Source organism: Levilactobacillus hammesii DSM 16381 (genome assembly GCF_001434395.1).
GTDB lineage: Bacteria > Bacillota > Bacilli > Lactobacillales > Lactobacillaceae > Levilactobacillus > Levilactobacillus hammesii.
The window spans coordinates 109,027-132,442 of sequence record NZ_AZFS01000059.1 but is presented as its reverse complement, the minus strand read 5'-3'; the positions used below and the strand labels follow the sequence as shown (position 1 = coordinate 132,442).

Here is a 23,416-nt window from a genome sequence, read left to right as displayed (position 1 = left end):
TAGCTTTGCACAATGTTACCTATAGTTCAAATTTTAGAGAACAAAAAATCCCCCACCGCGACGCACGGTAGGGGATACAGTCTATTTAATTTATGAAGGTGAGCTAGATGATGTTACTTAACGTTGGCAACGCGAGCGTAACCAACAGCGTGCCACCAAGGGGCATGAACAGCTTCAGTAACGACCCCACGGTTTTGGGAATCGATCATCTTACCGCCACCAACGTACATCCCAACGTGGGAGATGGAGTGCTTAGAACCACCGAAGAAGACCAAATCACCCTTCTTGATGTTCTTGTAGCTCACATGCTTGTACTTGTTGTATTGTGCTTGTGCGGTACGAGGGATCTTCTTAGAAGCACCCTTCTTGTAAACGTAGCCGGTAAAACCAGAGCAATCAAAACGGGAAGGACCAGTAGAACCCCAGCCGTAAGGTTTGCCCAATTGAGCCTTGGCAACCTTGTGTAACTTGCTGTAGGAAACCGTCGAACTGGCGGATGCCGTAGCCGGTTGGTTAATTGCGATACCAGCAACCGTAAAGGCCACCATAGCGATCAGGGATAATACAATTTTAGTCAGCGTCTTCTTCATAAATGTAAACAAACTCCTTTAATTTCAATTATTTTTTAGTATTAAGTTGCTTTCGTTCGATTCAACATGCTTAATACTATCAGGGAGTTGTTACAGAAATGTCTCAAACGAATATCAATCGGATTAAAGGTAAAATTAAGTTTTGCAACAATTGCGGTTATTCTGCGGGATAGGCGTGGGGATAATGCCGGTGGGCCGCCATTTCAGGCGTTAATGTCATTTGTTGCAAACGCCCGGATTTTCGTGAAATAAAATTGTAAGTTGCCGTGGAAATATCGATAATTGCCCGGTAGTGGGTGTAATTATGGTTCGGTTGATCGCGTCTGGCGGGGTTATAAGGAAGACTGACTTCGGCTAACCAATGAAAAATTTGATGTAAACTCGCGGCGGTGGTGGTCATCGGAAGTGTGCCCCACCGGCGTAAGGCCATGTGAATGAACCGTGTCGTGGGCACGGTTCCGGTCGGCAGGGGGGCACCGCTGGTCAGGTAGTCGCGTGCGGCCGTCACCGTTTGCCCCGTGAAGTCACCACTGGGTACTTTCAGAAAATCATTGAGGTTTTGTAAATGGGTCGCAATAACGGGGGTGTTGGTGAGCACGCCGACCGGGTTGCGCTGGGCTTTCAGGGGACCACCAGTGGGTTCAATCACCAGCGTTTGCCCACTACGGTCGCTTAGAATCCAATGAAAGGGGTAAACGTAAGCGTCTGTGCCCCACCGACGGGCGACGAGGGTCACGTGGGGAAGGTCCGCGATGACCGCATCCAGGCTGGCGTGCTCGCCAAGGACCCAGTTGATAAAGTCCTGGGGAGTCAAGTTGATTCGCCCGGGTTGCGGATCGGCGGCATAATCGGTGGCGCCCGGAAGATAGAGCTCAGCACAGGTGATACCGCTTTCATTAATACCATCGGCCATGAGATAAGTGGAGAAATCCGCAGCCGGGCGACCACCGCCCAAAAAGGCGTAGCGGGTGATGCGGGATTCCTTTAGGGCCGTTTGCCAATGATAGTGTCGCGGCAGGAAAACGGGGCGCCAGGGCGTGGTCGTGGGAAAATCCATGGTCCGGGCAAAAAAGTGGTGCTCAGCGGCTGAGGTATAGGTTAGACTGGTACACACGAGACATTCCTCCTTAAGTAGGGTGCAATTGATTTAAGTATAGCTTACACTGTGATAGAGTTAAAGGTCGTTAGGTGGTACACCTTGGTCGGTTCAAGTGGGACTGGTCAGTGGCGAGGAATCCGTGAACTAGCGCTTGTATTCAGGGCGTGAATCTCGTAAGCTAATAGAGAACAGAAATACCCGTAAGAGGTTTGTTTCTTGGAAGGGAATTGGGAACTATGAAATCAGCATGGAACTTAGTGGGGATGGGCCTGTGGCTGATCGTCCTCGTGACACTCGTTTGGATGGTTCACGACATGCGGGTCCGTCGTATTCGGTTAATTGTGAAGGAGCACCGCAGCTTTTCCTGGCAGAATTTTACAATTTCAACGATTGAATTGGTGATCTGGCTACTATTCTTTGGGGGCATGAGCTACACGACCTTCTTCCAAAACGTCAATCAGCTGGGCAATCGCGTCAGTCAAACGACACGCTACGAGCCCCTGGTGATCAACACCGGCGCGACATCTGGCTCGGCTTACTACGTTGAGGTGGATAATAGTGATGGCAAGAAACCAGTCCAGCACTACACGTACCTCACTGAGGGTGAAAAGTACCAGGTTAGCAGCAATGACGCCACCGTTTCGGATGGCAAAAAGCCGATTAATTTGCCGGCTTCTGCTTATAAGTGGGATGACAAGAAGGTGGCCAAGTATGATCAACGCCATCAAAAGGCGTGGGTAGGTGTGATTGAAACCACCTACAAGAAGTCTTTTGTCAATGGGATTGGTCTACATGCTGGTCGGTTGGCGGATCGCTTTACGCTGATTCGAATTCCAGATCACTCCTTTATGTTAAAGGATTCGGGCTACGGTAATTAGATGATTTGCGTTCTAAAATATGCGTTTAAAAAAACCGGTGTCCACTCGTGATGAGTGGGCGCCGGTTTTGATGTTTAGGCGTGTTCTGCAATTTTAAAGTCATTGGGATCGGCCGTAGCGGGTGGGTAGTCATCCATTTGCGTATCGCGGTAATCCCACCACTCGTTTTCGTAGCCGAAGAATCCGGCCGACTGCATGGCTTGATCGAGGATCTGATAGTTTTTTTCTTGTGACGTGGTGCGGACAAAGTCGCGGTGAGCTGCAATCGTGAAATCGTCAAACTCTGTCTGCATCTCTAATTCGTTACCAGACGCATCACATAGCGTTACGTCAAAGGTCACGCCCTTTTGGTGTGAAAAATTTGGATTGGGCTTGGCCACAAACGAAGGATCGGGGTAAACGTCGTAGAGGCGTTTCTGAGCCGATACGGGACGGTAGGCATCCCAAACCTTTAGCCGATAGTCCTGTGACCGGAGAATTTCGCTAGCCCGGGCTAATTTCTTAGCGGATCCGGTCCGAGCGATGGCGGTGGCAAAATCGTAAATAACTTGATGGGTAAAATTGTCCGTGGTGGCGTAGCGCAGGTCGACAATAATGCTGGGGTCCAGCGCTTGAACGTTGGTGAAGCCAGTTTCGAGTTGTGACATGTGGGGCACCTCCCAATAGTATTAAGCCTAGTATACCGGGTCTGAGCAGGAAAAGCTTGCGAAATGGCTTAGTTGGGTTGTTTTTGGAAGGATGGGCGAGCTTGAGTGGATTAACGACCCGTCTTGGCTAGGATGGGGATGTTGTTGGATTGGTTCGGGGCCCGCTCTCATTATTTATGGCCGAAACGTGCGACCCAAGACAGATCCCTGCGCTTAACCCCAATCCTGGTTGAGCATGGCAGTTGTTAGACTGGTTTGAAGCTGGCTTTCATTATCTATGGCCGAAACGTGCGACCCAAGGCAGACTCCTGCGCTTAACCCCAATAAGGGAATAATCCAGGCCCGGGATTTTTCCCTTATTGACGTTAATGCTCAGAGTCTAAGCGCCTTGTGTCGCACTCTTGACACAAAACGACCCACACCTCAGGAGGGGGTGCAGGTCGCGTCAGGAAACACGAAAGTCACTCTAGCTTTCGCAAAGTTTAGTTTACACTGGAATACGAATGAGTCTGTAATGAAGCGTGATGGTTGGTATGGTCACCAGCCTTAGCGGGCGTGCTCGAGGTGGTCTTGCGCGTAGATGCCGATGTCGGCCACGTGAACGGTGCCGCTGTGTTGCTTGCCCGTGATCGTCAGGAGGCCAATCTTGTTGTAGGCCATAGTCGTGGTGCTATCGGCCACCACGGCGACGCCCATGACCTCACCGGTATCCGCGTTGATTCCGGAAGGCACGTCGATGGCTACCGTCTTGGCATCGGCTGCGTTGATGGCGTTGATGGCATCGGCAAATTTTCCTGTAATGTCACGTGACAGGCCGACACCAAAGATGGCATCAACGATTAACGTCGCGTTAACCACGTGATTGAGGTCGCTGGTGAACGGAATGTGATAGTAGTTGGCGATCTTAAGCTGTTGTGCCGTCTGTGACGTTGCCTTGGCCGGGTCCCCCAATAGGTAGACTTCCACGTCGATCCCGCGGATGTGTAAGAGTCGGGCGACCGCGATACCGTCACCGCCGTTGTTGCCAGTTGCGGCAACAACCACGACGCGGCTCAAATCAAAATCATCATTTAATAGGTTGTTAAACGTTGCCAAGGCGGCGCGCTCCATGAGAACTAATGCGGGAATACCGATCTCGTTGATCGTGTGCGCGTCGTAACGCTGGGCTTCGGCAATGGTAATGGCTTTACTCATCATGAATCCCTCCTTAGAGTGGGAAAAACAAGCATCTTACGAATGTGAATGTTCCGTCTGCTGATCTTTTAAGACACGGCTCGAGAGTAATTGCAATTGGGTGGTAATGCCAGCGTAATCGAAGTCGGTATCGGTAGGCGTCACTTGTTCCCACCAATCGTGGAGCACCTCGATGGCTTGTTTCACCAAACGTTTACCATCGGTGGTGAGCTTCAAGCGCCGATTGCGGCGGTCGCGGGGATCGGTTTCCTTTTGCAACAAGGAAAGCTTGACCAGGTGCTGCACCATACGGGCCATCAACCCTTCGTCTACAGCCATGGTCCAAGCGGCCTTCCGCTGGTTTAAATGACTGGTCTCAGAGACCAACACCAATAGATAAAATTCGGTAATATTGACCGGCATCTCATCGGCCTCTAGAATCTGATTCATTGCGCGCTGAAATTGCCGGTGGAGAATGGCCAGGTTCGTAGTAAAGTCTAGTATCGAGTCTTCCATGAGCCACCTCCTAGGTAGTCGTCAGTTGTCGTGATGATTGCATACTCCTAGTTTACACCAGATTTGAATAGAGGATAACATTCACACTCGTTTCTTTGCCAGGAAGTGCTAGAATAGCAGTAAAACTAATTATGGGAGGCATTGCAGTGTTTATTCAGATACCAACCGATATGGATGAGGTGCAGCTGCGCCAGCTTCAATTAAAGCAACATGGAGAGGATAAAACGGAAGATGAGGTCATTAATCAAGCCGTTTTAGACATTTTCCAGGGATTCTTGGATCAGATTGAGGACGGACACTACGACACGGCTAACTGGCAAAATGAGACGCTGGTGGTTACGGACATCGATGGCGATCAAACGGCCACGGTGACTCCCCAAGGGGCGACCTTTAACGCGGATTTCCGCGAAAGTGCGGAGAAACTCATGTTGTATTTGGAACAGGAAGCGGTTCGGGCTTCTGGTGCGCGCTAAATGAGTTGGCGTTATGACTTATTTTGAACTAGAATAGGGGCGTAAGGCGTCCTTAGTGTAACGGATAGCACGAGAGATTTCGGTCCTTTCGATCGGGGTTCGATTCCCCGGGGACGCAATAGAATAGCTAGTGTTGGCTGACAGGCCGGTAATATTGCCGGTGTGTCAGCCTTTTTTGTCAGTTTCGACAATGATCGGTGTGTGAACAAACCAAGTCGGGCTAACGAGAGCGGGATGGGCATTTAATGTCAGTCTGGCTTTTTTTTTCGTTATTTTTAGATGAGCGGTTGATTGGACATAGGCTGTCCAACCACAATGCTATGCTAACTTTATCAAATGAGTTGCAGCCGTTAAATGGTGCTGGGACACGGTTTGCAATGGTTAGAGGAGGCGTTTAATCATGACCAAGACTTATATCAAAGTTACGGCAAAACCGGCGCTGGTTTTAGCGATGTTGATGTTATCGCAACAACTTTCGGGGACGTTGCCCACGCCCGTGGAATTTAAGCGCAGTCTGCGTGACATGCGGGTTGAAATCACCCCTGACTTTAAGCGGACGATTGCCCAACAATTTCCGGAATTGGTGCCGGCTTTAAATTAAGGTGAAGGACCCCGCGGGGAAGGTGATCAAGACCATGGTGTATACCCACCGTGTATACCATTCAAATTGGTAAAAAAAGATTGGTCCCAGGTGTCAGAACGACATAATGTGTCATGGTCGGATGCTATACTCACTTTATAAACAGGAAATGCCTTGGGGCAGTAAGTAACTCACCGCATTTAAAAATGAAAAGCTAATCCGAATATTCGGAAAAAAAACGATAATTCGCGTAAAAAGGGTGGAAAGAAAATGACAGCAATGGACCGCAACATGGATTTTATGGTGAGAATGCTCAACGGTGAAAAGCTAACGACCGAGCAGATAGAGGAAGAAAGTGGGCGTAGTGCCAAAACGGCGAGCCGTGACATGGCCGCCATTGGTTCGATTGTGCACGATCTACCCGGCTGTGTCTTTTACCAGAAGATCATTGGTAAGGCGAACAAGCAGTTTTGGATCACAAAGGAAGCATTGCCCTTCGACGAGGCGCTGGCGCTGCTTAAGATCTTGATTGGCACGCGATCATTAAACAAGGAAGAAATGCTGCGGGTCAAGGATCACTTGCTAAGCTTTTTGCCCGATAAGAAGCGCGAGCCGATTAACAAGTTAGTGGCCAGCACGGTGGCCAGCTATACGCCGGTCTTTTCGAAACAGGAGTTGTTGCCTAAAATTGCCGAATTTGCCACGTACATTCAGAACCGAACGCCCATTACCTTTGTCTACAGTAGTACTACGCAGAATGGTGTGCACAAAGATAATGGCCTGCCGGTGGGGCTGACATTTTCGGATTTTTACTTTTACGTCGTGTTGTACAAGCCAGCACAGGGGCGCACGTTCTTTTACCGGCTGGACCGGTTCAGTGAGGTCAAGCTGGACACGAGCAAGCCGACGACGGTGCCACGCAGTAAGAAGATTGATGAGGGCGAGTCCGTTAATAAGACCTACTTGTTAAACGATGGTGGCGAGATCACTTATGAATTTAAGTATTGGAACTATCCACAAACGGCATTGGATCGCTTGCCGGGCTCTAAGATCACGCATCGAAACGATGACGGTAGCGTCACCATCAAGGGCAACGGCTTTGCCCAGGGAATGGTGCTGTGGATTCTCAGTCAGGGGTCGCGGATTCAGGTGCTGCAACCGCAATCGCTGATCGATGAGGTGAAGACTGAGGTTGCTAAGATGGCAACACGCTATCAATAGACTTTGGGCCGTTAAGGAGGTGCTTGCCGTAAGAGAGTTGCTCACTTGAGAATATAACTGTAGAGAACGAGAATTTTTTGGCTGTCTGTCACTTGTGAAATTGAAGAAGGAGCTGCGTTTATGCCAACTAATGGAGAAGTCTATCAACAATTAAAAACAACTGAGGTAGGTCTTTCGCTATCTGATGCCAAGGGACAACAAAGAATGCTATATTTGCCTGATTGTGCATCAATCGTAGCTTTTAAAAAGTTAACCAAAAGCAATGAAGAAATCCAGAGCTTGGTTGCAAAATCAGGCAACGGTATTAAGGTTACGCCGAATAGTATTGAGGAATATACAGATATTAATTTAAATGTTGATGCCTCCGTATTTACGGATTCTAATCAGGAAAGCTTACCCTTTAAATCCGAATATATGTTTGTTGGTTTAAATTGTGCAGCTCGCAAAAAAGCCCCAAACTCAGATGGTGATTGGGGACAGTTTCATGATATGGAACAAAAGACGCCAACGTATAATTTCGCATTCATGACAAACAGTGAGCGCTTCCGCGGTAGCTATATTACTGATATTTTGAAAAATACAATCGACAGTATCTCTGCTAATATTGAAACAGACTACTTTGTCAAAGAAGAAACTAAAAATCCGGGGCTATTTCTCGATGATAGTCAAGCCAATATTACGAGACTTGCACTTAAAGCGTATCCCAAATATGTAAAACGATATGAAAAAGAACTGGTTAAGAGCCCTGATGATAATAGCATCTCTGTTGATAATGGGAAGGTTATTAATTCCTATGTACGAGATCTTAGTGTAGAAGGTGCAGATAAGTTTGTGCCGAGTGCCGAGGCCTATGAGGCAGTTGTTAAAAATAATCAAGATAAATATCGAAAGAGCGCTGCTTTGTTTGTCAAAGAGTGTCAGATTATTCAGCCCAAGCATTTGATTGTACTCGGCAAAACAGCGCAGACAATTGTCCGGAATATGCGCGCTGATGGCCTCTTTGACACAGCTCCAGAAGTGGCGCAGTTGGCCGATAATCTAATTGAGTCACAACACTATAGTAAACAAGGAAAAGGGTCCTCTACGGTAGACTTTATGGCGTACCTGCAGACGTTATTGAAGAAGACCGATGACGATGTTGTGAATAGCTAAGCTAAAATAAAATCTGATTCATGAAAGTCATAGTGCGGCCTGAAGCGGCGTACTATGGCTTTTTAGTTAGGTGGCGCGAGAGGGGAGTAAGTCCGTAAATTTAACAAATCTAATCTAATTTTAATTTACCCATTGATTTCTAATAATTTCACGTCTATAATACATCTCAATACTTATAAAACGTTGAAGAAAGTAGTAGCGAATCCGTTGGTGTCTAGGGAGTCACGTGAAGTGAAAAGTGATCACCGCGCGTTCGTGAAGGTTAATTCTGAGTTCGGCAGTTGCTAAGGCTGTCGTGGCTGCCACCATTATTTGGCTAGCGGATGTTTGTTCGCGATGAGTGTGGCAGGTGACTGTCACAAAAAGGTGGTACCGTTCTACTTGTAGAGCCCTTTTCCCGGTTGGGAGAGGGCTCTTTTTCACGTTTACGGGTAAAAATGAAGTTCAGGAGGAATTGAAGATGGATGAATTACAGGCAACACCACAGAAAAGTTGGGGTCAGTTATTAGTCGTCAGTTCGTTGATCTTTGGGATGTTCTTTGGTTCCGGAAACTTGATTTTTCCCGTGCACTTGGGGCAGATGGCCGGTTCCCACTGGTTCTTGGCCGCATTGGGATTTGCGATTTCCGGGTCGCTGTTTCCACTGTTGGCCATTTTGGCTGTTGTGGTGACGAAGAGTGATGGGCTACTTGATTTTGCCCGTCCCCTGGGGCGCCACTTTGCCGCACTCTTTCTCATCTTGGTTCATTTGACGATTGGTCCCTTCTTTGCGACACCGCGGACGGCCGCCACGGCTTACCAGATGGCAGTCGCACCCTTCATGCCTAAGTCGTTCTCGACAGTGGGGATGTTCCTGTTTACCGGCCTGTTCTTCGGCGTGACCTATCTCGCCGCCACGCACCAGAATAGCTTGTTGAAGATTGTCGGCAAATATTTAAACGCCGGTTTTTTAGCCTTGTTGGCCGTTGTGTTCCTGTTCGCCTTCATCAAACCGATGGGAAGTCTCAATCAGGCGCCGACCGCGGCGTATCAGACGAATGCGACGATTGGCGGTCTGCTAGAGGGCTACAATACGTTGGATGCCGTCGCCCTGTTGGCCTTGAGTGTGACCCTGATTCACGCGATTCGTGGACTGGGATATCGGGGGAAGGCCTTAACCCGCTTGACGGCGAAGGCGGGCGTCATCAGTATTTCACTGGAGGTGCTGATCTACTTTGGCTTGGTTCTCCTGGGGGCGTTTAGCATGAATCAATTCAAGCTGTCTGCGAACGGCGGGATCGCACTCTCCCAGATTGTGGGCCACTACTTTAGTAGCGTGGGCACGCTCTTGTTGGGTGCGCTGGTGACGTTGGGCGTGTTGACGACGGCTATCGGATTGGTCTGTTCCTTCGCTCAGGATTTTCATAAATTATTTCCGAAGATTAGCTATCGCGCGTGGTTAAGAACCACGACGATCCTCTCCTTCCTGGTGGCCAATGCCGGACTCGACACGATTATCTCGTGGTCGCTGCCCGTCTTAATGTTGATGTATCCGCTGGCTTTGGCGTTGATCTGGTTGTCACTGACCATCTCGCAACGGCCTTACGCCGGCACGGTTTATAAGGTAACGATTGCCTTTACCCTCATCCCAGCGATCCTGGATATGTTGGCGAACACGCCGGCCATGATCTCGGGCTGGGCACCGATTCACCATCTGCTGACGATCTACCACAGTGTGATTCCGTTTGCGAGTTTAGGGCTGGGTTGGCTGTTGCCAACATTGATTGGATTTACGATTGGTATCGTTTGGGGCCGGCTGCGTTGGGTGAGCCAGCGTGGAACGTTGCCAGAAAGGTAAACAGATACCTGTAAAGAAACGCGTCGCGGGCCGAAGATTGGCTCGTGACGCGTTTTCTTATTGCGCAATGGCTTTGAGAAAGTCCGATTCCCCGATAATCGTGATGACCGGGAAGATGCGGTTCATTTCCTCGGCCTTCCGAATCTTGGGGGACTTGCCGTCATTACCAACGACACGGGGATTGGTGTGGCCCACGACGAGAAAATTGGTGGTCTCTGACAGCGTGTTTTGGGGCGTGCCACCGACCGCGGTGATCTTTTGAAAAGCGGTGGCGCGGGTCATGAGTTGAAGATTGCCCGTTAAGACGACATTGCGTTGGTAGAAGAGCGCGGCCGGGGTGAACCGCCCAAAGTCGGCCGTTTTGACGTCTTCGGAAATGTCCATCAGGTCGAGAACGCTGGTTTGCTGGAACTTTTTCTGTTCGATTTGTGAAGAGACACCTAGTTGGTGAAAACCAGCGGTGTTTAGGAGGGTGTTGAGGGTTGGGGCCTCGTGGTGGGCCACCAGTGCGGCAATGATGTGGCCGCAGGTCTGGGCATCGTTGAGCGCATGGTGTTCCTGTGGATTGTGAATGCCAAAGTAGGCGGCCATATCAGCGAGGCGATGATGGGGATAGTCCACCAGCTGTTGGCAGATGACGTAGCTGTCAAAGTATTTGAAGGTTAGCTGGGGGCGTTTGTATTTTGCCATTGTCTGCCGCAGTGCCGAGATATCAAAATTGGTGTGGGAAACCACCAATTGATGGTCGAGCCAGCGGTGAAGGAGGGGCACTAACTCGGTGAAGGCCGGTGCATTGGCAACGGCGGCTGCGTCAATACCATGCGTAGCGGTGTTACGCGCGGCAAAGGGCTCGTGTGGGTTCACGAGGCTGTAGAGGCTGTTGGTGAGCTCGCCGTTCTTGAACTGGGCGATCCCAATGGCGCAGATTGAGGCGCGTGAGGAGTTGGCCGTTTTGACATCGAGGGCAACGTAGTCTTCCATGAGTTTGTGTAGCTCCTTTTAGGGTGGGATTTTTTGAGGTGATTTTAACCCACCTTTTGCGGGTTAAATATTAACTGGTGTCTTTATCATACGAGATAGTTACAGAGAAAGCCAGAAAATTCGTGATAGGCGGATGGTGTAATCTGGTTACCCGATTATTGGATGGAACGTGGTAGGAATCCTTAAATTAGTGGTTAGGAATAACGAGTTAGGGTATGGGTCAAGATCGACGTAGGGATTGTCAATTTTCAAAGAAATTTCAACTTATTTTGATGAAAATGATCAACTTGGTGAGATTAATTCTGCCTTTTCTTCGTTAGTAAGGAGTGTAGACGCTTTTGAAGGGCATTGAGAGAATGATCGGTTAGTTAATAAGCTAATTTATACTGGATTTCATCTGCACAGATGTTAATTTTCTGAAAGTGTCGCGTTTACCGTAATTATCTTATATACTTAGAATCGTAGTAAGGACAAGCATTCCAACGATAGAAAGCTGGCATAAACAATGGCACAATATAGCGCCTCAATGATTACACACTCATTTTGGTTTGATGAATTTTCGCAGTATCTGGCACTTCGCGAGCAGGGAATTGATGATGACGATATTCGATTAATGAGTATCGATGAAAATTACTTCCAGCAACGGTCTAAGGCGCGTGCTCGCGATATGATACGAACCGTTCAGCGTCGAGCCGGTGTTTTGGACGAAGATTATTTCGACCTTTTTCCGTCATTGGATTTAGCTAACCAAAAATTGATGAATCTTATTGCTATCCTGAAACTGAATCACTTATTTGATGACTTTATGTATGAGGTCTACAGAAGCGAATTGTTGCTAGGTGATGCCAAGCTACATAGCTACGAAGTGGAAGCCTTTTTTAATCAGAAGCAAGTGTCTAGTCCACAGATTGCGACTTGGACAGAGCAGACGATTCATCGTCTGTCTGGCACATTTAAAACTTTTTTACGAGAGGCCGATCTACTGGAAGACCAGAGCGATTTTGATCTGGTCAAGCGACCATTACTAGATACACGGTTGGAAGTTTTATTGCAAGCAAAGGGTGCTACTCGCCAGTTGGCAGCACTTTTAGGGAGATAGCATGACAAATACAAGCGAAAAATTGAAACACCTACGAGAGAAAATTGCGGATTCCGATTTTCAACAGAATCGGGGATTATCCAACGAGGTCTCTTATTATATTTTGGCTTTTGCACCACAAGATCAACTGCTGGTTACTGAGGAAGTTAGTAGCATGAAACAACAGCTGAATCGTGAAACGGTTGGTGTAGATATTGTTGAGTTCAATCTGTACAACACCATGTGGGAACTGCTTGATGACATGGGTATTCGTGATGATGTCATCGCCATGGAAGAATCTGATGGTATGGACTATCTGATTGAGCAGCTGAATAACGCCTTGGAAATGACGAGTTCGGAGAATCTATTTGTACAGTACATGCAACGTCATTTGCCCAAAGATCCGGTTATTGTCTTTGTTACGGGGATCGGGGAGATTTTCCCATTGATTCGTGCACATAAAGTTTTAAATACGATGCACCAAATTATTGACAGTGTTCCCGTGGTGTTTTTCTATCCAGGGACCTATGACAGTTTAAGTCTCAGTATGTTCGGGGAATCCAAAGAGGACAACTACTACCGAGCATTTCAAATTAATTAGGGAGAGTCGTCATGAAAATCAAAGATATTTTTGCCAAATCGATTGATCGTGATATTAAGGGTGTCATTACGATTGGTGATGAACAGGATGCAAATGTTAAACAAGAACTAGAAGAATACGTCGTTACTAAAGAGTTAGACAATCACTTCAAGGATTTCTTTGCGGCTTACGCAGAGGGCATCCATCATGATACGACCAACATGGGCGTTTGGATTTCTGGTTTCTTTGGTTCTGGGAAATCTCATTTTCTGAAGATTTTAGCGTACTTACTTGAAAATCGTGAGGTTGCAGGCAAAAAGGCGTTGGATTACTTTATTGATGACCAGAAGATTCATGATCAGGGGACGCTAGCCGACATGAAATTGGCGACGACGGTGCCCAATGAAGTGATGCTATTTAACATTGATTCCAAGGCTAAGAATGGAAATAAATCGCAAAAAGACGCAATTCTTAACGTTTTCTTGCAGGTGTTTAATGAACAATTGGGGCTATTCGGTGCTGATTTTTGGATTGCCGATCTGGAACGGGATCTGATTGCCCAAGGGAAGTATGATGATTTTCAAGCGAAGTTTCAGGAGAAAGATCACCAACACCGCGAGTGGAAAGAAGCCCGCAATGCCTATGCCTTCCTCAAAGGCACCATTCGTGACACATTAGTTGAGATTGGGTTTATGTCGCTGGATGATGCCAACGGCTTTATCGATCAGTTAAAAAAAGAGTATCCCATCAGTGTGGAGAGCTTTGCCAAACTGGTCAATCGGCACATTGAGACGAAAGATCCCAACTATCATATGGTGTTTCTTGTCGATGAAGTGGGGCAATACATTGGGTCTAGTCAGCAGCGGATGCTCAATTTGCAGAGTATTGTCGAAGACTTGGGGACTTACACGCATGGTAAAGCTTGGGTCATTGTTACTAGTCAACAGGCCATCGACAAGGTGACAACAAACATTAATGGTCAAGACTTCTCGAAAATTCAGGGGCGGTTCAAGACGCGGATTGCGATGTCATCAGCCAACGTTGATGAAGTTATTCAAAAGCGGTTGTTGGCGAAAACGGATAGTAGTGAACGACTACTAGAAGCGACGTTTGAGGATAACCAACACGTCATTAATAATCTGATTAGCTTTGATGGGAAAGAAGAACGTAAGCGTTACGATGATGCCAAAATGTTTGCAGACCTGTATCCCTTTGTGCCTTACCAGATTTTCCTGTTGCAGGATACATTAACGGCGATTCGGGAAAATGGTTCGGATGGGAAACATTTAGCCAACGGTGAGCGATCAATGCTGGCGGTCTTCCAGGAATCTGCCCGTCGTTTGGAAGATCGGGAAACCAAGGCCTTGGTGCCATTTAGTATCTTCTTTCAGGGATTAAGTCACTTCCTGGACCATACCCACATGATTGTCATTCAACGTGCGCAGAATAATGAATTAATCAATCCTACGGGTGAAGATAATCCGTTTGCGGTTCAGGTTTTAGAAACCCTGTTTATGGTGAAATATGTCCAGGACTTCGATGCAACCCTAAATAATCTGGTCACACTGATGATTGATTCAATTGATGCGGATCGAATTGCGTTAGAAGCTAAGGTCAAGAAGGCACTGCAGGTGCTTCAAGAACAAAACATCGTGGAGAAGACGACGAAGGGTTATGAATTCTTAACGGATGCGGAACAAGATATCAGCAAACAGATTCAACGTCAGAATGTGGATTCTGGGGATGTTTCGCAGGCAATTGGAGAATACCTCTTCAGCAGTGCCGCAATTTCCAAGCGTTACACTTACCCAAAGTTAAGACAGCAATACAACTTCGTCTTTAATCAGTGGGTGGATGATCGACCGGTTGGACAGACGAATCAGGATATTAATTTAAAGATTATCACGGTTGAAAGTGAGACCAATCATGAGGACATTGAATTGCGGCGGCAGTCAAGTTCACCGGAACAGCCGCAGATCATCATTGACCTACCAAATGAACAGCAGTATGCCAATGATCAACGCCGTGTTTTGCAAATTCAAAAGTTCATTTTAAATCCGCAGGAGCAATCACAAGATGCCCGTTCGCAACGTATTGTGGATCTCAAAAAAACTGAATTGACGTCTTTAAAAGCTAGTGTGGCGAAAGAACTTTTGGCTGTTTTGCAACGGGCGGATATTTACGTTCAGGGAGATCGAATCGAAGCAGGGACAAAGGACTTCTTCACACGGTTGGCACAGGCTCAGGAGCAGCTGATCGATGAGATTTATCGCAATCTAAGCTACATCGATGTCGTTAAGCAAGATGCAGATGTTGTGGCTTTGTTTAAAGATACGGATGAATTGGTTAAGACTGACGAAAATGCTCAAGCGGTGCAAGCCGTTTTGGATCGGATTAACCGGGAGTCTACAGGGCACAACAAAATTTCTTATAAGGCTATCCTGGAACGGTTTGGCAAGGTGCCTTACGGTTACCGAGAGAGTGATACAAAATGGTTAGTCGCTAAACTTTTCGCTGATTCTAAGCTAAAAGTCTACGTTAACGGAGAAATACTGAATTTACACACTGGGGTCTCCGCCAATGAGTTGGCCAAATATTTCCTTAAGCGCCAATACGTGGATGCCGTTCAGATGGTACCACGGCAGGCGATCAGCGAACAAAAGAAGAAGGACTTACGCAAGGTTGCGCTAGAGGTCTTTGGCAAGCAGTCGTTTAGCGATTCCGAAGACGATACGCTGATGCATGAATTGCAGGAGAGTATCAAAAATGAACGGAAGACCTTAGAGATCTACGACAATAAGCCTAGTTTTTACCCTGGTCATGATGTCTTACAGACGGGGAGCGACCTACTAGATAAATTATTGGCACAGCACGATACTGATAAATTTTATGATCTGATCAGTCATAAACGTGAAGACATTTTGGATTGGCATGAGGATATGGAAGAAGATGGTATCAGTGAATTCTACCGTAGTCCAACGCAGCAAAGAATCTGGAAAGATGCTTATGATCAGCAGAATGTTTACGCGCATTCTAAAGAATTTGTCACGAGTCCGCAGGTTAAAGGATTGATTGTCAAAATAGATACGATTATGCGTAATCGGCCACAAGGAAAAATCAAGCAGCTGAATGATCTGGTAGAAGCCTTTCGGAATGCCTTTAATACGGAATTCGATGCTGGTCTGGGTGATACACAGAGCAAAATTGAAGATGAACAGGCTGCCACAGAGAGTTATGCTGCGGAACATGGACTGACACAGGAATTTGAAAGTAAGGTCAAGCAAGACTTCATGCACTTATTGGAGAATGCACGGGATGCGACGACGTTGAACGAACTGTTTGTGGTGCCCCAACAAGCTCAAAAACACCGTGAAGCGCTGACTAAGGAAATGGATCAGCTTTTGGCGCAACGTGCGGCAGAAGAAGCCGAACGAATTCGTCGTGAAAAAGAGAAACAGGGTCAACGCAATCAGGTTGACGAGACGCCAGATGTAGAGCCTGACCTGGGTTCAGATGCAGAATCGGATTCAGAAGCGGCTGTGACGGTTGTGACGCCTAAGAATGTCAGTGCCAAGACGTTGCCAATGGAACAGACTTGGCGCTTAAATAACGCTCAGGATGTGGATGTCAAAGTTGAGCAATTGAGAAAGATTCTCAAACAGCAATTAAATGAGCATGGCAAGGTTGATTTTGAACTATAGTCAAGATCTGATATGGAGTGAAGGAATAGTCTATGGATAAAACAGCAATTAAAAGATTTGCGATTGATGCGCGTCGTTCACTCATCAAAGGCATCCAACTAAAAGCAGCAATGCTGGGAATTACGTCAGAGGGTGTGAGCAAAAAGCTGCCAATCTCGACGTCGGAAATTGAATACTACGTGGATGATCAGAACGGGATCACGGGTCATGACATCATCAAACGGCAAAAATTAGTTGCCGAATTGCAGCAACGAGCGCGCAAAAATGATTTTGCGACGGCGTTTAATGATCTGGTAGAAGAGGTGGCCTACACTTGGTTTAACCGAATCATTGCGATTCGTTTTATGGAAGTGAACGACTATCTGCCAAGTCAGATACGGGTATTGTCTAGTACCGAGAACCGTAACGTCCCGGATATTATGCTGAATACGGGGGATGTTGAAGAATATTTAGGTGGGTTCACATCTGCTGAGCAGGCGCTGATCGATCGTGCATTGGACACAGAACAGCCTAGTGATACGGATGCCGAGTATCAGATGTTATTCATTAAACAGGCAAACGCGTTGCACAAGAATCTGCCGTATTTATTCGAAACAACGAATGATTATGCAGAATTATTGTTCACTCCAAACTATCATGATGGCGTGATTCAGCATTTGATTACCGACATCAGTGAGGATGATTTCAACGTGGCCGTAGGTGGTCAGGTGGAGATTATTGGGTGGCTGTATCAGTACTATAATACGGAACCTAAGGACACGGTCATTGGCATGCCCAAGTCCCATAAATTCAGAGATACGGAGATTGCCTCTGCTACTCAAATATTTACACCGGACTGGATCGTTAAGTACATGGTGCAAAACTCCTTGGGAAAGTATTGGATCAAACATCGACTGGCTGTGGATAATTCTCAAAGTGAGATGGATATTGCCAACGAATTCAATTGGCAATATTACATGACTGACGCTAAACAACCGCAAAGTGTTCAAGATAATCTCGATTCTCATGATGATACTCTGAAAACTTTAGAAGTCACCAGTTTAAAAATGATCGATCCCTCAATGGGTTCTGGTCACATTCTGGTATACGCATTTGACGTTTTTATGCAAATATATACTTCTGAAGGCTATTCTCGTAGGGATGCTGCAGAAAATATTGTAAAGTACAATTTAAATGGACTTGATATTGATACACGAGCTTTTCAGCTATCGTACTTTGCGGTCATGATGAAGGCACGACAGTACAATCGGCGCACCTTAACTCAGATTAATCACATGAACGTTTACGACATTCCCGGAACAGATGATTTAAGACTAGAAGACTTCGATATTCTATTAGTCCAGTTATCCGACACTAGTCACGAGCTTTTACACAAGCTTCTTGAAGACTTCACATACGGAAATGAACTAGGTTCACTCATTTCTGAAGATGGCCTGACGTTAACACAATTACACAAGGAATTAAGCGCACTAAATCAAAATCAGTTATCTTTTGAATTAATACCGTTATTGGATAAAGTAAAAGTAATATTAGATTCTGCGGAATTGCTTAGTCAGAAGTATCAAGTTATCATCACCAATCCGCCCTATATGGGATCATCTAGAATGGGAGAGAACCTCACAAAGTTTGCAAAGAAAAATTATCCCAATGCTAAGTCAGATCTGTTCGCAATGTTCATTGAGCGCTGGAATAAAGCATTACTTCCTGGTGGATACAATGCAATGGTTACGATGCAATCTTGGATGTTTCTCTCAAGCTTTGAAAAGATGCGCATCAACCTTCTAAAAAAATACACTATTTCGAACTTGATGCATATGGAAAATAACGTTATGGGAATTGCCTTCGGCACGGCGGTAACAATTGTCAGGAACTGTCAACTGGTAGGATTTGTAGGAACGTATCATCAAATCAAAACAGCAGATGCTTCTGGTCGGATACCACATAATTTACCAATTGCAGGTAATCGGTTTAATCGAACTAACCAAGCGAACTTTGCGAAAATTCCAGGGATGCCGATTGCTTATTGGGCTAGTGAAAACTTGCTTAGTGCATTTACTAGAGGAACTTCACTTTCCAACATTTCTGAAACTAGACAGGGATTAGCTACTTCGAATAACAATCGCTTTTTACGACACTGGCATGAAATTGAGTATTCCTTAATAGGATTAGGGTTTAGTAGTTCGGTTGATGCCAGTCATAGTAATAAGAAGTGGTTCCCCTATAATAAAGGTGGAGCGTTTAGAAGGTGGTATGGTAACCAGGATTACGTAATTAATTATGAAAACGATGGTGCAGAGTTGAAGGGCTATGCAGCTTCGCTTTATAAATCATTTACTAGAACAATTAAAAGTATTTCCAAGTATTTTGAACCCAGTATTAGTTGGTCAAAAATCTCAAGTGGTCAAGCAGCATTCCGATACTTTCCAAAGGGATTTATATTTGATGTCGCTGGCACAAGTATTTACAGTGAAAGTGAAGAATCTAGAATATTTTTATTAGCCTTTTTGAATTCTAAAGTTGCAACGCAGATTATGTCATTTATTTCTCCAACATTAAATTACGAAGCCGGTCAGGTAGCAATCCTACCTGTAATTAAATCGAGTAATACATCCATAGCTACATTAACTAAAGATAATATGCATCAATCAGCTATGGATTGGAACTCCTTCGAAACCTCCTGGGACTTCACCCACCATCCACTCCTAGCTCACATCGCTGACGATAAGCGAAATGAAGTTAATGGTAAGCTAAAAAATGCGTTTGGTTTATGGCAACTTGAGGCTAAGGATCGATTTGATCAGCTTAAATCAAATGAAGAAGAGTTGAACCGAATCTTCATTGATTTGTATGGCCTGAATGATGAATTAACGCCGGAAGTGGCTGATAAGGACGTTTCTGTTAGGTTAGCTGATGAAGTTCGGGACATTAAATCGTTCCTATCATACTTTGTTGGGGTTGTCTTTGGCCGTTATTCATTGGACATTGAAGGATTAGCTTTTGCTGGTGGAGAATGGGATCAAAGCAAGTATCAAACTTTTGTGCCAAATGAGGACAACCTGTTGATGCTAAATGATGCTGACTACTTTGGCGATTCACGCGATATCATTAACCGGCTGAAAGTCTTTCTGACGGCCACTTTTGGCGCAGAAACAGTTGCCGAAAATATCGCTTATATTGCTGGAGTCGTTGGCAAAAAGGCTGATACCGATGAGGCGGCCATTCGACGTTACTTTGTCGAGGACTTCTTCAAGGATCACAAGAAGATCTATCAAAAACGTCCTATTTATTGGGAGTTTAATAGTGGCAAGGCCAATGGTTTCAAGGCTTTGATGTATCTCCACCGTTACGATTCAGATGAGTTAGCCATGATTCGAACGAATTATCTGCATCCACTGCAAGGCAAATATGAATTGCGGATAGACCAGTTAACTCAGTTGGCTAACGATGAGACAGTAACTAGTCAAAAGAAACGTTATGAAAAGACCCTCAAACACTTAAACCAGCAATTGTCTGAAATCATTAAGTATGATCCATTGATTCAGCATATTGCGAACCAAAAAATTGAACTAGATTTGGACGATGGTGTCGTCGTGAATTACGACAAACTTCAAGATGGCAATACCATTCTATCCAAGCTGAAATAAGACAAAGGGGACCTCTCAGATTGATGAGAAGCCCCCTTTGTGCCAAGTTATGTGCCAACTATTTTGAGATATTATTCAAGATGGCAATGATCTTATCTTGGTCTTGAGATTCGAGTTCTTTGATGATGTGTAAGTAGGTTGATTGCGTCGTGGTGATGTTGCTATGACCTAATCGTCGTGAAACTGAAAGGACGCTAACCCCTTTGTAGAGTAAGATTGAGGCATGTGTGTGTCGGAGACCGTGGAAGGTAATCCGCGGAATCTTAAGTTCTGCCAACTTCTCGGTTAAGACTTTATTGATTTCGGCGCTGACTAAGATGTGACCGGCTGCGTTCATAAATATGGGGCGATTGGGTTCTGAAGCGTGACATTCCAAAAACTTATCAAGCTTGCGGCTAGTTTCGGAATCGATAGCAATTTCACGAACCGAGGAGCGGGTCTTAGTCTTCATAAAACCAGTCTTATACTTGTAATCCCAAGCTTTGTTCACATTAATTAGCTTGTTTTCCAAGTCAATATCGTTAGAAGTTAAGCCCACGATCTCGCCGTAGCGCATGCCGGTGACGGCTGCGAGGTAAATAATCATTTCACCGATTTGTGAGGTGTTGAGATAGCGAAGTAATTTTGTCCAATCAGCGTAGTTGAGCGTTTTGGCCATTTTAGGGCGCTCTTGGCCGGTAATGACAGCCTTTCTAGTGGGATCAGTTGTGATTATTTTTTCGTCTAGAGCCTCTAAAATACAGGCGCGCAGCTGTTTGTGGAAGCAGGAGACGGTTCGTCTAGCATGAGTCTTTGCAAATTCATTTAGCCGTTCCTGATAAATTAGCTTGGTTAAGTCCTTCAATTTGAGGTCGCCAAAGAGTTCAATCGCATGTTTAGCAGTGTTTTGATACTTGTTATAGGTGATGGGTGTAACGGCATTTTGCTTGTAAACTTGAATCCAGCGCTTGTAATAAGAAACTAAAGACTCGCTGCCGGACTTGACGGTTGTCAGATTAGGGTGTTCTGTTTGGACCTTGCTAGCAGCTAAAATTGCTTCAGATTTGAGTAGAAAGCCTGATTTACGAAGCTTCTTGTACTTGCCATTTTGGTCCTTGTAGGAAATCTCATATTGCCAGGCGTTGCCACGTTTACGATAACTTACCATAGTTTTTCCCTCCGTTACTGTCTATTGGCACAATTTTGTCACAGATAGGCGTATTAGCCAACGGGAGAACGACAGTGTGATAGGTTATCGTCAGCGATGTGAGATAAGAGTGGGTGATGGGTGAAGCCCCAAGCTGCTTCGAAGGAATCCCAATCAATTTGTGCTATTTCAACTAATGATCGTATATCATGTTGCACATTGTAATCTTGAACGACGTCTAAAATTACTGGAAAAGCATTGAAATTTCCTATTTCTAAGTGGATCGTTGGATTTAATAACTTTAAAATGTAGTTTCCAACTGGAGAATTCATTAGACCTAAAATCATCAAAAGATCGATATGTGAGTCCGAAAAAGCCGACATTCCAACATTGTTATGAATGCTTCCAGACGATCGATAGCGCATGCTAAAATTACCACTTGTAATGTCGGACCAAGTTATCGCTTCACGAAAGTAATAATTAGTATTCTGTGGGCGGGAACGAACTTTACCGTTTGAGTCAGTGAAGCCTCGAATAGCTTGGCCGTCATTTCCCCAGTTTACAACATAGTCATAATTTCCAAACCATTTTCGATAGGCTCCACCCTTATTACATGGGAACCACTTCTTCTGTGATTTTATCGAGTCGGCAATAGAAGTCGAATGAAAACTAATATTTGTATTGCTAACCTCATACCACAATCTCAAGAAGCGTTTATTATCGGCTGTCGCCAATCCTTGACGTGCATCGACTAGCTCATCCATTCGTGTGCCAACTTCAAAATCATGAATCAAGTTTTCACTAGCCCAATAAGCAATCGGCATCCCCGGAATCTTAGCAAAGTTCGCTTTGGTTAGTTCGATAAAGGTAACTAACATTGGGATTGGCAATCGCTTCAAGAACCTTGTCCCTTTGGACATTCATGCCGCCTTTGAACGCTGAAAGCTTCACATAGGTGCCCAGTGATTCATTTGTCACATTCTTCATAACAAATGTGTTAATCGGCACGGTGGCTTCTTCAAACGCCGAGTATTCCATCTGAATAAGACTATCTATTTTTTTAGTTTCAATTAAATATTTTCGTAACTTCTCATAGGTTTTAATGAACATCCATACAAATGGCGTCATAAACGCTGAGTAGCCACCTTTTTTGACAAGATTACTATTGTTAAAAATGAAAACGGAGAATAAATCACCGGAATAATCTGCATAATACTTTTTCACGTATTTCTTCAATGCGGCGTCCATTTTATTCATATATGGCGGGTTCGTCACAACAACATCGTAACGATCGGTTAGGATCTTAGCGATGCTTAAAACACGCAAAACTTTTTCTTTAGTTTCTTGTATGCCAAAGATGTCTAACCCATCAGTGGTCACAGCTTCTACCGCTGCTTGTAGGCTATCAAAGTCATATGTTTTCTGTGTATCGAAATGTATGATTGACCCTAGTTCACGAGCGTTCCTAAACTTATCGATAATTTCAGTCAAGTCAGCTTGGTCGCTCTCTGAAATTTTTGCCAAGAACTCTTCTGACACATCATCGGTATCTTCAAAAACAAAGACGTTTGGCGCTAAATCACCATTACGAAGTGCGCGTCGATTGAACTGACGGGCCTTCATCATCAAAGCAAAGTAGGACAATTGATAAGCACGCTTATCAATCTCCAGTCCAAATAAATTATTTTTGATGATGAGCGTAGCAGCGTCTCGGATAGCATAGCCTTGTTCTTGATAAATCTGCATCAAAACGTCAAACGCATAAACCAAGATATGTCCTGATCCCATGGCATTATCAATGATTTTTAGATCTTCAACTGATTCATTATCAGTAACAATCTCAATATCGGCCGGTAACAAGAACGCTAACTTTTCTTGGAGACTGCTTTCAGGATGGCGTTCTAGCCAATACTTTCCTAATGAGTTATCCACCATGTACTTCACGACCCAGTCAGTCGTGAACAATTGCGTTGCGGCCGGGATATCATTTTTCTTAACCGGTCCACCCGTAATATTAACGACTTGGTCATGTGGCTCCGTATTATAGTACTGATACAGCCACCCAATAATCTCAACCTGACCACCCACGGCCACGTTGAAATCATCCTCGCTGATGTCGGTAATCAAATGCTGAATCACG

19 protein-coding genes and 1 tRNA gene are annotated in these 23,416 nt (G+C 45.4%); 11 read left to right on the top strand and 9 right to left on the bottom strand.

Annotated elements, in window-relative coordinates; all coding sequences use genetic code 11:
• Positions 1–113 precede the first annotated feature (113 nt).
• Together FD28_RS07295 and FD28_RS07290 are read right to left on the bottom strand one after the other, a co-directional pair.
• Positions 114–590, bottom strand: coding sequence for a C40 family peptidase (locus FD28_RS07295; protein ID WP_057734101.1), 477 nt, complete (start codon positions 588–590; stop codon positions 114–116).
• Positions 591–747: 157 nt separating this feature from the next.
• The gene (locus FD28_RS07290) at positions 748–1,704 is read right to left on the bottom strand and encodes a linear amide C-N hydrolase (RefSeq protein WP_057734099.1); all 957 of its coding nucleotides are present in this window, start codon (positions 1,702–1,704) and stop codon (positions 748–750) included.
• 221 nt (positions 1,705–1,925) lie between these two features.
• On the opposite strand from FD28_RS07290, the gene FD28_RS07285 reads away from it, so the two are divergent.
• Positions 1,926–2,567, top strand: coding sequence for an LVIS_2131 family protein (locus FD28_RS07285; RefSeq protein WP_057734097.1), 642 nt, complete (start codon positions 1,926–1,928; stop codon positions 2,565–2,567).
• 74 nt (positions 2,568–2,641) lie between these two features.
• On the opposite strand, the gene FD28_RS07280 is transcribed toward FD28_RS07285, so the two are convergent.
• From FD28_RS07280 to FD28_RS07265, 3 genes are all read right to left on the bottom strand, one after another.
• The gene (locus FD28_RS07280) at positions 2,642–3,214 is read right to left on the bottom strand and encodes a M15 family metallopeptidase (RefSeq protein ID WP_057734095.1); all 573 of its coding nucleotides are present in this window, start codon (positions 3,212–3,214) and stop codon (positions 2,642–2,644) included.
• A gap of 546 nt (positions 3,215–3,760) precedes the next feature.
• Positions 3,761–4,411 carry an NAD(P)H-hydrate epimerase gene (locus tag FD28_RS07270; protein ID WP_057734092.1) on the bottom strand — a complete coding sequence of 217 codons (651 nt, stop codon included), beginning with the start codon at positions 4,409–4,411 and terminating at the stop codon, positions 3,761–3,763.
• A gap of 33 nt (positions 4,412–4,444) precedes the next feature.
• The gene (locus tag FD28_RS07265) at positions 4,445–4,903 is read right to left on the bottom strand and encodes a MarR family winged helix-turn-helix transcriptional regulator (protein ID WP_057734090.1); all 459 of its coding nucleotides are present in this window, start codon (positions 4,901–4,903) and stop codon (positions 4,445–4,447) included.
• Positions 4,904–5,049: 146 nt separating this feature from the next.
• On the opposite strand from FD28_RS07265, the gene FD28_RS07260 reads away from it, so the two are divergent.
• From FD28_RS07260 to brnQ, 6 genes are all read left to right on the top strand, one after another.
• Positions 5,050–5,376, top strand: coding sequence for a peptidase dimerization domain-containing protein (locus FD28_RS07260; RefSeq protein ID WP_057734088.1), 327 nt, complete (start codon positions 5,050–5,052; stop codon positions 5,374–5,376).
• Between the two features lie 46 nt (positions 5,377–5,422).
• Positions 5,423–5,494, top strand: a tRNA-Arg gene (locus tag FD28_RS07255).
• A 282-nt stretch (positions 5,495–5,776) separates the two neighbouring features.
• Positions 5,777–5,977, top strand: a complete 201-nt coding sequence (locus FD28_RS07250; protein ID WP_057734086.1) for a hypothetical protein — start codon at positions 5,777–5,779, stop codon at positions 5,975–5,977.
• Between the two features lie 249 nt (positions 5,978–6,226).
• Positions 6,227–7,177: a helix-turn-helix transcriptional regulator gene (locus FD28_RS07245; RefSeq protein WP_057734084.1), complete on the top strand. Its 951-nt coding sequence runs from the start codon at positions 6,227–6,229 to the stop codon at positions 7,175–7,177.
• A gap of 120 nt (positions 7,178–7,297) precedes the next feature.
• A complete protein-coding gene (locus tag FD28_RS07240; RefSeq protein WP_057734082.1) occupies positions 7,298–8,329 on the top strand; it encodes a hypothetical protein in 1,032 nt (343 codons plus the stop codon).
• A gap of 460 nt (positions 8,330–8,789) precedes the next feature.
• Positions 8,790–10,166, top strand: coding sequence for a branched-chain amino acid transport system II carrier protein (gene brnQ, locus FD28_RS07235; RefSeq protein ID WP_057734080.1), 1,377 nt, complete (start codon positions 8,790–8,792; stop codon positions 10,164–10,166).
• 57 nt (positions 10,167–10,223) lie between these two features.
• On the opposite strand, the gene FD28_RS07230 is transcribed toward brnQ, so the two are convergent.
• Positions 10,224–11,147, bottom strand: coding sequence for an exonuclease domain-containing protein (locus FD28_RS07230; RefSeq protein ID WP_057734078.1), 924 nt, complete (start codon positions 11,145–11,147; stop codon positions 10,224–10,226).
• A 505-nt stretch (positions 11,148–11,652) separates the two neighbouring features.
• On the opposite strand from FD28_RS07230, the gene FD28_RS07225 reads away from it, so the two are divergent.
• The 4 genes from FD28_RS07225 to pglX are packed head-to-tail and all read left to right on the top strand — an operon-like array spanning position 11,653 to position 20,150.
• Positions 11,653–12,246 (top strand): DUF1819 family protein, encoded by a 594-nt coding sequence (locus FD28_RS07225; protein WP_057734076.1) that lies wholly within the window; start codon positions 11,653–11,655, stop codon positions 12,244–12,246.
• Between the two features lies 1 nt (position 12,247).
• Positions 12,248–12,826: a DUF1788 domain-containing protein gene (locus tag FD28_RS07220; RefSeq protein ID WP_057734074.1), complete on the top strand. Its 579-nt coding sequence runs from the start codon at positions 12,248–12,250 to the stop codon at positions 12,824–12,826.
• Positions 12,827–12,837: 11 nt separating this feature from the next.
• Complete coding sequence (gene brxC, locus FD28_RS07215; RefSeq protein WP_057734072.1) at positions 12,838–16,506, top strand: BREX system P-loop protein BrxC; 3,669 nt, start codon at positions 12,838–12,840, stop codon at positions 16,504–16,506.
• Positions 16,507–16,538: 32 nt separating this feature from the next.
• Entirely contained in the window at positions 16,539–20,150 is a 3,612-nt protein-coding gene (gene pglX / locus FD28_RS07210; protein ID WP_057734069.1) for a BREX-1 system adenine-specific DNA-methyltransferase PglX, read from the top strand.
• A gap of 58 nt (positions 20,151–20,208) precedes the next feature.
• Here the strand turns inward: pglX and FD28_RS07205 are convergent, their stop codons facing one another.
• From FD28_RS07205 to FD28_RS13430, 3 genes are read right to left on the bottom strand one after another with little or no spacing between them, the layout of a single operon-like run.
• Positions 20,209–21,297 (bottom strand): tyrosine-type recombinase/integrase, encoded by a 1,089-nt coding sequence (locus FD28_RS07205; protein ID WP_057734067.1) that lies wholly within the window; start codon positions 21,295–21,297, stop codon positions 20,209–20,211.
• 53 nt (positions 21,298–21,350) lie between these two features.
• Entirely contained in the window at positions 21,351–22,100 is a 750-nt protein-coding gene (locus FD28_RS13435; protein WP_235806869.1) for a BREX-1 system adenine-specific DNA-methyltransferase PglX, read from the bottom strand.
• Positions 22,101–22,110: 10 nt separating this feature from the next.
• Entirely contained in the window at positions 22,111–23,415 is a 1,305-nt protein-coding gene (locus FD28_RS13430) for an Eco57I restriction-modification methylase domain-containing protein (RefSeq protein ID WP_235806868.1), read from the bottom strand.
• Between the last annotated feature and the right edge of the window lies 1 nt (position 23,416).